The following is a 12,252-nucleotide window of genomic DNA, read 5'->3' as shown; positions in this document are numbered from 1 at the left end:
GCCCCGAAGAGATTTCGGTGCCGCGGCGAAACAAGGAGTTGCAATGAAAGCATTGCTCGATCTCTTTAAGCAGGTTCAGCAGGAAGAGCAGTTCGACGCGATCAAGATCGGCCTGGCCTCGCCGGAGAAGATCCGTTCGTGGTCGTACGGTGAAGTCAAGAAGCCGGAAACGATCAACTACCGCACGTTCAAGCCCGAGCGCGATGGCTTGTTCTGCGCCAAGATCTTTGGCCCGATCAAGGACTACGAGTGCCTGTGCGGCAAGTACAAGCGCCTCAAGCACCGTGGCGTGATCTGCGAGAAGTGCGGCGTCGAAGTGACGCTGGCCAAGGTGCGCCGCGAGCGCATGGGCCACATCGAACTGGCCGCGCCGACCGCGCACATCTGGTTCCTGAAGTCGCTGCCGTCGCGTCTGGGCATGGTGCTCGACATGACGCTGCGCGACATCGAGCGCGTGCTGTACTTCGAGGCATTCGTGGTGCTCGAGCCCGGCATGACCCCGCTCAAGAAGAGCCAGATCATGTCCGAGGACGACTACCTGGCCAAGTGCGACGAGTACGGCGAGGGCGAGTTCGTCGCCATGATGGGTGCCGAAGGCATCCGTGAACTGCTGCGCGGCATCGACATCGAGAAGCAGATCGAACAGATCCGCGCCGAGCTGCAGGCCACCGGCTCCGAAGCCAAGATCAAGAAGTTCGCCAAGCGCCTGAAGGTGCTCGAGGCGTTCCAGCGCTCGGGCATCAAGCCCGAGTGGATGATCCTGGAAGTGCTGCCGGTGCTGCCGCCCGAGCTGCGTCCGCTGGTGCCGCTGGACGGCGGCCGCTTCGCGACCTCGGACCTGAACGACCTGTACCGCCGCGTCATCAACCGCAACAACCGCCTGAAGCGCCTGCTGGAACTGAAGGCGCCTGAAATCATCGTGCGCAACGAAAAGCGCATGCTGCAGGAAGCGGTCGACTCGCTGCTGGACAACGGCCGTCGCGGCAAGGCGATGACCGGCGCCAACAAGCGTCCGCTGAAGTCCCTGGCCGAAATGATCAAGGGCAAGGGCGGCCGTTTCCGCCAGAACCTGCTGGGCAAGCGCGTCGACTACTCGGGCCGTTCGGTCATCGTGGTGGGCCCGACGCTCAAGCTGCACCAGTGCGGCCTGCCCAAGCTGATGGCGCTCGAGCTGTTCAAGCCCTTCATCTTCCACAAGCTGGAAACGATGGGCATCGCCACCACCATCAAGGCGGCGAAGAAGGAAGTGGAAAGCCAGACCGCGGTGGTGTGGGACATCCTCGAAGAGGTGATCCGCGAACATCCGGTCATGCTGAACCGCGCGCCGACGCTGCACCGCCTGGGCATCCAGGCGTTCGAGCCGGTGCTGATCGAAGGCAAGGCCATCCAGCTGCACCCGCTCGTCTGCGCGGCGTTCAACGCCGACTTCGACGGCGACCAGATGGCCGTGCACGTCCCGCTGTCGCTGGAAGCGCAGATGGAAGCCCGCACCCTGATGCTGGCGTCCAACAACGTGCTGTTCCCGGCCAACGGCGATCCGTCGATCGTGCCGTCGCAAGACGTGGTGCTGGGTCTGTACTACACGACCCGCGACAAGATCAACGGCAAGGGTGAAGGCCTGACGTTCGCCGACATCAGCGAAGTGATCCGCGCCTACGAGAACAAGGAAGTCGAACTGGCTTCCCGCGTGAACGTGCGCATCACCGAGTACGAGATGGTGGACAAGGACGCGGTGGGCGATGCCCGCTTCGCGCCCAAGATCACGCTGCAGGCCACCACGGTCGGCCGCGCGATCCTGTCCGAGATCCTGCCCAAGGGCCTGCCTTTCTCGGTGCTGAACAAGCCCCTGAAGAAGAAGGAAATCTCGCGCCTGATCAATACCGCGTTCCGCAAGTGCGGCCTGCGCGAGACCGTGATCTTCGCTGACAAGCTGCTGCAGTCGGGCTTCCGCCTGGCCACGCGCGCCGGTATCTCGATCGCCATCGACGACATGCTGGTGCCGCCGCAGAAGGAAAAGATCATTGGCGACGCGGCAGCCAAGGTCAAGGAATACGACAAGCAGTACATGTCGGGCCTGGTGACCGACCAGGAGCGCTACAACAACGTCGTGGACATCTGGGGCGCCGCCGGCGACCAGGTGGGCAAGGCGATGATGGAGCAGCTCCAGCACGAAGACGTGGTCGACCGCGACGGCAACACCGTCAAGCAGGAATCGTTCAACTCGATCTACATGATGGCCGACTCGGGCGCGCGCGGCTCCGCCGCGCAGATCCGTCAGCTGGCCGGCATGCGGGGCCTGATGGCCAAGCCGGACGGCTCGATCATCGAGACGCCGATTACGGCGAACTTCCGTGAAGGCCTGAACGTTCTGCAGTACTTCATCTCCACCCACGGCGCCCGCAAGGGCCTGGCCGACACGGCACTGAAGACCGCCAACTCGGGTTACCTGACCCGCCGTCTGGTCGACGTGACGCAGGATCTGGTGGTGGTGGAAGACGATTGCGGCACCACCAACGGCGTGGCCATGAAGGCCCTGGTCGAAGGCGGTGAAGTGATCGAAGCCCTGCGCGACCGCATCCTCGGCCGCGTGACGGTGACCGACGTGGTGAACCCGGAAACCCAGGAAACCGCGATCGAGGCCGGCACCCTGCTGGACGAAGACCTGGTCGACCTCATCGACGCCCTGGGCGTGGACGAAGTCAAGGTGCGCACCCCGCTGTCGTGCGACACGCGCTACGGCCTGTGCGGCAAGTGCTACGGCCGCGACCTCGGCCGCGGCGTGCTGGTGAACTCCGGCGAAGCGGTTGGCGTGATCGCCGCCCAGTCGATCGGCGAACCGGGCACGCAGCTGACCATGCGTACGTTCCACATCGGTGGCGCGGCATCGCGTGCGGCGGTGGCATCGAGCGTGGAAGCGAAGGCAACCGGCACCGTGCGTTTCACGGCGACCATGCGCTACGTCACCAATGCGAAGGGCGAGCTGATCGTCATCTCGCGTTCGGGCGAAGCGCTGATCACCGACGACCACGGCCGCGAGCGCGAGCGCCACAAGATCCCGTACGGCGCCACGCTGCTGGTGCAGGACGGCCAGGCCATCAAGGCCGGCACGCAGCTGGCGACCTGGGACGCGCTGACGCGCCCGATCGTGTCGGAGTACACCGGCACGACCAAGTTCGAGAACGTCGAAGAAGGCGTGACCGTCGCCAAGCAGATGGACGAAGTCACCGGCCTGTCGACCCTCGTGGTGATCGACGCCAAGCGCCGCACGGCTGCCACCAAGGGCCTGCGCCCGCAGGTGAAGCTGCTCGACGCGAATGGCCAGGAAGTGAAGATCCCGGGCACGGACCACTCCGTGACCATCGGCTTCCAGGTCGGCGCGCTGATCACCGTGAAGGACGGCCAGCAGGTGCACGTGGGTGAAGTGCTCGCGCGTATCCCGACCGAATCGCAGAAGACCCGCGACATTACCGGGGGTCTGCCGCGCGTGGCCGAACTGTTCGAAGCCCGTTCGCCGAAGGACGCCGCCGTGCTGGCGGAAGTCACCGGCACGACTTCGTTCGGCAAGGACACCAAGGGCAAGCAACGCCTGGTGATCACGGACCTGGACGGCAACGCCCACGAGTTCCTGATCGCGAAGGAAAAGCAGGTCCTGGTCCACGACGGTCAGGTGGTGAACAAGGGCGAAATGATCGTGGAAGGTCCGGCGGACCCGCACGACATCCTGCGCCTGAAGGGCATCGAGGAACTGGCGCACTACATCGTCGACGAAGTGCAGGACGTGTACCGTCTGCAGGGCGTGAAGATCAACGACAAGCACATCGAAGTGATCGTGCGCCAGATGCTGCGCCGCGTGCAGATCTCGGATGTGGGCGACACCAAGTTCATCCCGGGTGAGCAGGTGGAGCGTTCGGAGCTGCTCGACGAGAACGACCGCGTGATCGCCGAAGGCAAGCGTCCGGCCACGTACGAAAACCTGCTGCTCGGTATCACCAAGGCGTCGCTGTCCACGGACAGCTTCATCTCGGCGGCATCGTTCCAGGAAACCACGCGCGTGCTGACCGAAGCCGCGATCATGGGCAAGACCGACGACCTGCGCGGTCTGAAGGAAAACGTGATCGTCGGCCGTCTGATCCCGGCCGGTACCGGCCTGGCCTACCACCGTGCCCGCAAGGCGCGCGAGGCGGCCGAGCGCGAACGCGCCCAGGCGATCTCCGACGAAGAGCAGTCGCTCTTCATCGAGCCGCCGGTGGTGCCGGCGACGACGGAAGGCGAGGGCGACGCGGTCTGATTGCATTGACCGTGTTCCACCCCGCCTGACCGAGTCAGAGCGAAAGGCAGTAGAAGTTGAAAAAGCCCGGCTTTCGAGCCGGGCTTTTTTTCGTCCTGCGTTTGGCGTCCGCGCGCGGCGTCTTTCGGCGGGCTTTCACGGCGCTTACACCAGGCTTTCAGCGGCGCGGCCGAGTGTCGCGGCCATGTTTTTGCGGATTCCGCTGGATACCGCGGGATACAGCCAGAAGCCGGCGACTTGGAGGTACTTGCGGGAAATGGCGGCGAATTATTGTTGATTAAGAAATGAAGTGACCAGTTCATTGACTTGACCCCCCGCATCGATGGTCCTAGCATCCACGCAAATCGCTTGTTTGTTCGCAAAAAGAACTCAAGTTCGACAGGCGATAAAAATCATCATTTGTGGGGACAAGTAGTGAGCAAGATCGCAGGTTTCTTTACCGAACTGATGCGCCGGTATTTGCCGGATCCTTTCGTTTTCGCCATCGCGCTGACGCTGCTGACCATGGTCATGGCGGTCCTGGTGGAGGGGCAACCCGCCCCGGCGGTGATCCTGAGCTGGGGCAAGGGCTTCTGGAACCTGCTGTCGTTCACCACGCAGATGGCGGTGATCCTGGCGATGGGCTACGTGCTCGCCGCCGCGCCGCTGACCGACCGCCTGCTCGACCGCATCGTCGGCGCCGTGCACACGCCGCGCGGCGCGGTGATCGTCGCCACCCTGGTGGGCGCCATCGGCAGCTACCTGAACTGGGGTTTCGGCCTGGTGATCGGCGGCATCATCGCCAAGAAGCTCGCCACCAAGGTGCGCGGCGTGCATTACCCGCTCATCATCGCCGCCGCGTACAGCGGCTTCACCATGTACGGGCTGGGCCTGTCGGCCAGCATCCCGGTGCTGATCTCCACGCCGGGCCATCCGCTCGAAAAGTCGATGGGCGTGGTGCCGCTGTCCGAGACCATCTTCTCGCTGCCGATGCTGCTGACCAGCCTGGTGGTCCTGGTGACGCTGCCGCTGCTCAATGCCTGGCTGCACCCGCGCAACCCGGCCGACGTGGTGGAGATCAAGCGCGAGGCCAGCGCCGCCGACACCGCTGCGCAGGGCTCCGGCCATAGCCTCGGCGGCGACGGCACCGTGGCCGCCCGGCTCAACAACAGCCGCCTGCTGAGCCTGGCCATCGGCCTGTGCGGCGCGGGTTATGCCGTGCTGTACTTCCGCGCCGGCGGCTCGCTCGACCTGAACCTGATCAACTTCATGATCCTGTTCCTGGGCGTGTTGCTGCTGGGCACGCCGGTCAACTACGTGGCCAAGCTCAACGAAGGCATCAAGACCATCTCGGGCATCATCCTGCAGTATCCGTTCTACGCTGGCATCATGGCGATCATGGCCGGCTCAGGCCTGGTCGACAGCATCTCGCGCGTGTTCGTGGACATCGCCACGCCGCAGACGCTGCCGTTCTGGGGCCTGATCAGCTCCTTCGTCATCAACTTCTTCGCACCGTCCGGCGGCGGCCACTGGGTGATCCAGGGACCGTTCATGATCGACGCCGCCAAGGCCATCGGCAGCTCGATCAGCCAGACCTCGATGTCGGTGATGCTGGGCAACGCCTGGAACGACCTCGTGCAGCCGTTCTGGATCCTGCCCGCGCTGGCGCTGTCCAAGCTCAGCCTGAAGGACGTGATGGGCTACACCGTGATCATGATGTTCTGGGTCGGCCTGGTGTATATCGGCGCGCTGCTGCTGTGGGGCGCGCAGATCGGCTGAAGCCGGCCGGCCCGCATTGCACCGCACTCCGTACGCCAACCCGTCGAATCGCGAAGAGGAAACCACCATGCCGTTCCTGATCGAAACCTGGGACAAGCCCGCCCACCAGCAAGTGCGCCAGGCCAACCGGGCCGCCCACCTTGCCTACCTCGAGGCCAACAAGGCGCTGCTGCTGGCCTGCGGCGCCAAGCTCAACGACGACGGCAGCGATGCCGGCGGCGGCTTCTACATCGTCGACCTCGACACGCGCGAAGCCACGCAGGCCTTCATCGACGCCGACCCTTTCGCCGCGGCGGGCCTGTTCGGCGAAGTGCGCATCACGCGCTGGCGCAAGGCGTACCTCGGCGGCGCAAGCTACCTGTGAACCTGCCCTGCATCTGAGCGGCCTGCGGACCGCCCGCCTGCCGCCCCGCGGCGACCTGCCTGCGCAGGCGCCCGGCGGCGCAACCGACCCGAGATCAACATGCGATGGAAGAACCGGCCGGACGGCTCCAACTGGGGCGAGTTCGGCCCTGACGACCAGCTCGGTCGCCTGAACCTCATCACGCCGGACAAAGTGCGCGACGCCGCGCGCGAGATCCGCACCGGCAACACCTTCTGCCTCTCGCTGCCGCTCGACCTGCCGGGCGGCAACGCGCTCAACGTGCGGCGCCATCCGCCGCAGTTGCGCCCGACCTTCCGCGAAGGCATCGCCTACGTCAATTTCCCGCTGGCCAAGGTCGATGCCAATGCGGTCGACGTGCTCAGCGACGACCAGGTCCTGCTGTCGCTGCAGTACTCGACGCAATGGGATTCGCTGGCGCACGTCGGCGCGCTGTTCGACGCCGACGGCGACGGCGTGGCAGAGCGCGTCTACTACAACGGCTTCCGTCCCAACCAGGACATCGTCGGCCCGGTCGACTACGCCGAGGCCGACGGTTTTGCCGCCCACCCGTGCGGCCACGATCACAGCCGCGCCAAGGCGCTGGGCATCGAGCACTTCGCCGAGCACGGCATCCAGGGCCGCGGCGTGCTGCTGGACGTCGCCGAGCATCGCGGGCGCGAGTTCGCCACGCTCGGCTACGACGACCTGATGCGCGTGATCGAGGCCGACCGCGTGGAAATCGGCCAGGGCGACATCCTGGTGCTGCGCACCGGCTTCGCCGAGATGGTGCTGGAAATGAACGGCACGCCCGACGCCGAGCGCCTGCACCACAGCTGCGCCGCGCTCGACGGCCGCGACGAGCGGCTGCTGCAATGGATCACCGACAGCGGCATCGCCGCGCTGGCGGCCGACAACTACGCGGTCGAGCGCTTTCCCGCGCGCCCGGCCAGCGGCGCCGCGCCGGCCTTGCCGCTGCATCACCACTGCCTGTTCAAGCTCGGCCTGCCGCTGGGCGAGCTGTGGTACCTGCGCGAGCTGGCCGGCTGGCTGCGCGCCAACGGCCGCACGCGCTTCTTCCTCAGCGCGCCGCCGCTGCGGCTGCCGGGCGCGCTCGGCTCGCCGCTGACGCCGGTCGCCACAGTGTGATCTTTCATTCAACGCACGAAATACGACGTACCGCCAAGCCAAGGAGATATTCATGTTGTTCATGGCAGAAATGACCGTCCGCATCCCGCATTCGCTCGACCCGCAGTTCGTCGAGCAGCTCAAGGCCGACGAAAAGGCGCTGTCGCAGAAGCTGCAGCGCGAAGGCAAGTGGCGCCACCTGTGGCGCGTGGCTGGCCAGTACGCCAATGTCAGCATCTTCGACGTCAAGGACAACGACGAGCTGCACACGCTGCTGACCTCGCTGCCGCTCTATCCGTACATGGACATCACCGTGACCGCGCTGGCGCAGCACGGCTCGGCCATCGCGCAGAACTGAGCCGCGCCGCCAACTCACCGATCCACCGGAGTCCCGCACACCATGCCTTACGCTGACCTATCCGACGTCCGCCTGCACTATCGCCTCGACGGCGACGCCAGCCTGCCGGTGCTCGTGCTGTCCAATTCGCTCGGCACCAATCTCGACATGTGGCAGCCCCAGGTGGCCGCGTTCTCGCAGCGCTTCCGCCTGCTGCGCTATGACACGCGCGGCCACGGCGCCTCTTCGGTGACGCCCGGCCCGTACACCATTGCGCAACTGGGCGGGGACGTGGTCGGCCTGCTGGATCACCTGCAGATCGCGCGCGCGCATTTCTGCGGCCTGTCGATGGGCGGCATCACCGGCATGTGGCTTGGCGTGCATCAGCCGCAGCGCATCGACCGCCTGGTGCTGAGCAATACCGCGGCCTACATCGGCCCGCCCGAGAACTGGACCAACCGCGCGGCGGCGGTCGAGCGCGACGGCGTGGCATCGATCGCCGCGGCCGTGGTCGAGCGCTGGCTCACCCCCGGGTTTGCCGCGCAGCAGCCGTCGCTGGTGGCATCGCTGCTGGCCATGCTGGGCGCCACCGATGCGGCCGGCTATGCCGCCAACTGCCGCGCGGTGCGCGACTCGGACCTGCGCGAAGCGGTGGCGGCCATCACGCGCCCGACGCTGGTGATCGCCGGCGCCAACGACCTGCCCACGCCGCCGCGCGACGGCGCCTTCCTGGCGCAGGCCATTCCCGGCGCGCGCTATGTCGAGCTGGCGCCGGCCGCGCACTTGTCCAACCTGGAGCAGGTAGAGCCGTTCAACACCGCGGTGCTGGATTTCCTGCAGGGCTGAGGCAGGCGCGGCGGTGCCGGCGGGATGGCGGCGCCGCCGGCCGCCATCGTCGCCCGCGCGCGCCGTCACGCGGGGCGCACGGGCGATGCATGCACGAGGCGCAACGGTTGGAAACGTCTGCGCCGGGCCCTTAGTGGTATGGTTACGCCTTTCCGGCTTGCCGGGGCTTTTCCGGCTTCACCGCTATCGTTTCCCTATGTCGCGCGCGCTGGCGATTCTCAAGGATGTTTTCGGGTACCACGCCTTCCGCGGCCGCCAGGCCGAGATCATCGACCACGTGGCCGATGGCGGGGATTGCCTGGTACTGATGCCCACCGGCGGCGGCAAGTCGCTGTGTTACCAGATTCCGGCGCTGCTGCGGCAGCGCGCGGGGCAGGGCACCGGCATCGTGGTGTCGCCGCTGATCGCGCTGATGCAGGACCAGGTCGCGGCCCTGTCCGAGGCGGGCGTGCGCGCCGCCGTGCTGAACTCGACGCTCAGCGGCGCCGAGGCCGCCGCGGTCGAGCGCGACCTGCTCGCCGGCCGGCTCGAGATTCTCTACGTGGCGCCCGAGCGGCTGATGACGCCGCGTTTCCAGGACCTGCTCGAGCGTACCCGCATCGGCGTGTTCGCCATCGACGAGGCGCATTGCGTATCGCAGTGGGGGCACGATTTCCGCCCCGAGTACATCCAGCTGTCGGTGCTGCACGAGCGCTTCCCGTACGTGCCGCGCATCGCGCTCACCGCCACCGCGGACTCCGTCACGCGCGAGGAAATCGTCGAGCGCCTGGCGCTGCATGACGCGCGCGTCTTCGTCTCCAGCTTCGACCGCCCCAACATCCGCTACCGCATCGTCGAGAAGGACAATGCGCGCCAGCAGCTGCTGTCCTTCATCAAGGCCGAGCACCTGGCAGCGGACGGCACCCACGACAGCGGCATCGTCTACTGCCTGTCGCGCAAAAAGGTGGAAGACACCGCCAGCTGGCTGAGCAGCCAGGGGCTCAACGCACTGCCCTATCATGCCGGCATGGACGCCGGCGTGCGCCAGCACCACCAGGCGCGCTTCCGCGAGGAGGAGGGCGTCATCATGGTGGCCACCATCGCCTTCGGCATGGGCATCGACAAGCCCGACGTGCGCTTCGTCGCCCACATGGACCTGCCCAAGAGCATGGAAGGCTACTACCAGGAAACCGGCCGCGCCGGCCGCGACGGCTTGCCGGCCAATGCCTGGATGGCCTACGGCCTGGGCGACGTGGTGCAGCAAAAGCGCATGATCGACGAGTCGGAGGCGGACGAAGCCCACAAGCGCGTGTCGTCCGCCAAGCTCGACGCGCTGCTCGGGCTGTGCGAGACCGCGGGTTGCCGCCGCGTGCGCATCCTGGCCTACTTCGACGAAGCCAGCGAGCCGTGCGGCAACTGCGACACCTGCCTGGAGCCGCCCGCCACCTGGGACGGCACGCGCGAGGCGCAGATGGCGCTGTCGTGCGTCTACCGCACCGCGCAGGCCAGCCGCGTCCATTTCGGCGCGACCCACCTGGTCGACGTGCTGCGCGGCAACGCCTCGGAAAAAGTGCGCCAGTGGGGGCACGACAAGGTTTCCACGTTCGGCATCGGCGCCGAGCGCTCGGTGTCCGAATGGCATGCCGTGTTCCGCCAGCTGATCGCCCACGGTTTGCTGGTGATCGACCACGGCGGCCACGGCGCGCTGCTGCTCGGCGAGTCGGCCCGCGCCGTGCTCAAGGGCGAGATGCAGATCACGCTGCGCCGGCAGGCCAGCAAGCCCGGCCGCAGCAGCGAGCGCGCCACGCGCGGCGGCAGCGGCACGCGCACCGACCATACCGCCGACATGGATGCCGGCGCGCTGGCCAACTGGGAGGCACTGCGCAAGTGGCGCACCGACACCGCGCGCGAGCATGGCGTGCCGGCCTACGTGATCTTCCACGACGCCACGCTGGCCGAACTGGCCCGCAGCGCGCCGGACTCGCTGGCGGCGCTGGCCGAAGTGCCCGGCATCGGCGCCGCCAAGCTCGAGCGCTACGGCGACGCGATCCTGGAGACGCTGGGCGCGGTGTAGCGGGCCGGGCGGCGGCGGCGGCATAGGGATCGCCAAGGTATACGTATACGAAAGCCACTTGACCGTTTACGGTTGTCCTGCTAGCATGTCAGATTCGAGTTTTTGGCTTTGGATTTCGCTCGCCTGTCGGATTTGCGGCTTTCGGTTCGCAATCGGCAAGCCGGCCGGGGGATCAACGATGTCCCGGCGGTGTGGTCGCAGCGGGATCCCTGGCGAGCTCGCGCTCTTTGGCCGTCTGTACTTCCACAGGTCCCGTCTCAAGAGCGCCCGCTCACTTTTCCCGCCCAAAACCCGTCGTTGCCCTTCCGGCCCATTGCTTGTGGCGGAGGGGTGTTTTTCCGTAAAACCAAGCTGGATTGAACAATGCCAACTATCAACCAACTGGTTCGCAAGCCGCGCGTCTCTGAAGTCGTCAAGAGCAAGAGCCCGGCGCTTGAGAACTGCCCCCAGCGTCGCGGCGTGTGCACCCGTGTGTACACCACGACGCCGAAGAAGCCGAACTCGGCACTGCGTAAGGTCGCCAAGGTGCGCCTGACCAACGGTTTCGAGGTCATCTCGTACATCGGCGGCGAAGGCCACAACCTGCAGGAACACTCGGTCGTGCTGATCCGCGGCGGCCGTGTGAAGGACTTGCCGGGTGTGCGTTACCACATCGTCCGTGGCTCGCTCGACCTGCAAGGCGTGAAGGATCGCCGCCAGGCTCGTTCGAAGTACGGCGCGAAGCGTCCGAAGGCTGCCTAAGCCCGTACGGCTTGCAACCTGGGCCGAGGCCCGAAGCAATAACCGATGGCCTGTGGCGGTTGCGTCATGGTGCTGTCACCAGGCGGCGGTACAACGGAGCGTTTTTTGCGCCGTGCCGTCGAGTAAGTGGTCACCCGGCGAATTTGCCTGAATGGAAGGCAAGCTAGTTGGTGGCCGGAGAGCCGGAAATCTGTGCCGCGCTCTCAACTGAATCTAAAGGAAAGAAGATGCCACGTCGTCGTGAAGTCCCCAAGCGGGAAATTCTGCCTGATCCGAAGTTCGGTAACGTTGAAGTTGCCAAGTTCATGAACGTGCTGATGCTGGACGGCAAGAAGTCGGTTGCCGAACGCATCGTCTACGGCGCGTTCGACCAGATCGAAAAGAAGGCAGGCAAGGCCCCCGTCGAAGTGTTTTCCGTTGCCATCAACAACGTGAAGCCGGTGGTCGAAGTGAAGAGCCGTCGCGTGGGCGGCGCCAACTATCAGGTTCCGGTCGAAGTCCGTCCGTCGCGTCGTTTGGCATTGGCGATGCGTTGGCTGCGCGAGGCCGCGAAAAAACGCAGCGAGAAGTCGATGGCGCTGCGCCTGGCAGGTGAGCTGCTGGAAGCATCGGAAGGCCGCGGCGGCGCAATGAAGAAGCGCGACGAAGTGCACCGCATGGCCGAAGCCAACAAGGCGTTCTCGCACTTCCGCTTCTAAGGCGCGCGGGTTACGTCGTTGGTTGCCGGGCGGGCTGTGTCA

General features: G+C 66.0%; 9 protein-coding genes. All 9 read left to right on the top strand.

Features of this window, described 5'->3' with window-relative positions; all coding sequences use genetic code 11:
- The first annotated feature begins 43 nt into the window (after window positions 1-43).
- The 9 genes from rpoC to rpsG all read left to right on the top strand — a co-directional run bounded on the left by rpoC (window position 44) and on the right by rpsG (window position 12,210).
- Window positions 44-4,288: a DNA-directed RNA polymerase subunit beta' gene (gene rpoC, locus ACKI2N_RS18200; RefSeq protein ID WP_420994496.1), complete on the top strand. Its 4,245-nt coding sequence runs from the start codon at window positions 44-46 to the stop codon at window positions 4,286-4,288.
- A gap of 414 nt (window positions 4,289-4,702) precedes the next feature.
- Window positions 4,703-6,046 carry a short-chain fatty acid transporter gene (locus ACKI2N_RS18195; protein ID WP_420994495.1) on the top strand — a complete coding sequence of 448 codons (1,344 nt, stop codon included), beginning with the start codon at window positions 4,703-4,705 and terminating at the stop codon, window positions 6,044-6,046.
- A 67-nt stretch (window positions 6,047-6,113) separates the two neighbouring features.
- The gene (locus tag ACKI2N_RS18190; RefSeq protein ID WP_420994494.1) at window positions 6,114-6,410 is read left to right on the top strand and encodes a YciI family protein; all 297 of its coding nucleotides are present in this window, start codon (window positions 6,114-6,116) and stop codon (window positions 6,408-6,410) included.
- A gap of 99 nt (window positions 6,411-6,509) precedes the next feature.
- Window positions 6,510-7,556, top strand: a complete 1,047-nt coding sequence (locus ACKI2N_RS18185) for a cyclase family protein (protein ID WP_420994493.1) — start codon at window positions 6,510-6,512, stop codon at window positions 7,554-7,556.
- 52 nt (window positions 7,557-7,608) lie between these two features.
- The gene (catC, locus tag ACKI2N_RS18180; RefSeq protein WP_420994492.1) at window positions 7,609-7,893 is read left to right on the top strand and encodes a muconolactone Delta-isomerase; all 285 of its coding nucleotides are present in this window, start codon (window positions 7,609-7,611) and stop codon (window positions 7,891-7,893) included.
- Window positions 7,894-7,935: 42 nt separating this feature from the next.
- Complete coding sequence (pcaD, locus tag ACKI2N_RS18175; RefSeq protein WP_420994491.1) at window positions 7,936-8,718, top strand: 3-oxoadipate enol-lactonase; 783 nt, start codon at window positions 7,936-7,938, stop codon at window positions 8,716-8,718.
- 196 nt (window positions 8,719-8,914) lie between these two features.
- Window positions 8,915-10,771 (top strand): DNA helicase RecQ, encoded by a 1,857-nt coding sequence (gene recQ / locus ACKI2N_RS18170; RefSeq protein WP_420994490.1) that lies wholly within the window; start codon window positions 8,915-8,917, stop codon window positions 10,769-10,771.
- Between the two features lie 363 nt (window positions 10,772-11,134).
- Window positions 11,135-11,512, top strand: a complete 378-nt coding sequence (gene rpsL, locus ACKI2N_RS18165) for a 30S ribosomal protein S12 (RefSeq protein ID WP_006162330.1) — start codon at window positions 11,135-11,137, stop codon at window positions 11,510-11,512.
- Window positions 11,513-11,739: 227 nt separating this feature from the next.
- Complete coding sequence (gene rpsG, locus ACKI2N_RS18160; protein WP_017224519.1) at window positions 11,740-12,210, top strand: 30S ribosomal protein S7; 471 nt, start codon at window positions 11,740-11,742, stop codon at window positions 12,208-12,210.
- The last annotated feature ends 42 nt before the right edge of the window (window positions 12,211-12,252 follow it).

Source organism: Cupriavidus sp. 30B13 (genome assembly GCF_049059565.2).
Lineage (GTDB): Bacteria > Pseudomonadota > Gammaproteobacteria > Burkholderiales > Burkholderiaceae > Cupriavidus.
Note: the sequence above shows the minus strand (reverse complement) of the source record. Positions and strands in the feature narration are given on the sequence as shown.

Excerpts from the sequence above, each read along its gene's own strand:
- ACKI2N_RS18190 (WP_420994494.1), top strand. The coding sequence starts at position 6,114 with ATGCCGTTCCTGATCGAAACCTGGGACAAGCCCGCCCACCAGCAAGTG.
- rpoC (WP_420994496.1), top strand. The coding sequence starts at position 44 with ATGAAAGCATTGCTCGATCTCTTTAAGCAGGTTCAGCAGGAAGAGCAG.
- pcaD (WP_420994491.1), top strand. The coding sequence starts at position 7,936 with ATGCCTTACGCTGACCTATCCGACGTCCGCCTGCACTATCGCCTCGAC.
- ACKI2N_RS18185 (WP_420994493.1), top strand. The coding sequence starts at position 6,510 with ATGCGATGGAAGAACCGGCCGGACGGCTCCAACTGGGGCGAGTTCGGC.
- recQ (WP_420994490.1), top strand. The coding sequence starts at position 8,915 with ATGTCGCGCGCGCTGGCGATTCTCAAGGATGTTTTCGGGTACCACGCC.
- rpsL (WP_006162330.1), top strand. The coding sequence starts at position 11,135 with ATGCCAACTATCAACCAACTGGTTCGCAAGCCGCGCGTCTCTGAAGTC.
- catC (WP_420994492.1), top strand. The coding sequence starts at position 7,609 with ATGTTGTTCATGGCAGAAATGACCGTCCGCATCCCGCATTCGCTCGAC.
- rpsG (WP_017224519.1), top strand. The coding sequence starts at position 11,740 with ATGCCACGTCGTCGTGAAGTCCCCAAGCGGGAAATTCTGCCTGATCCG.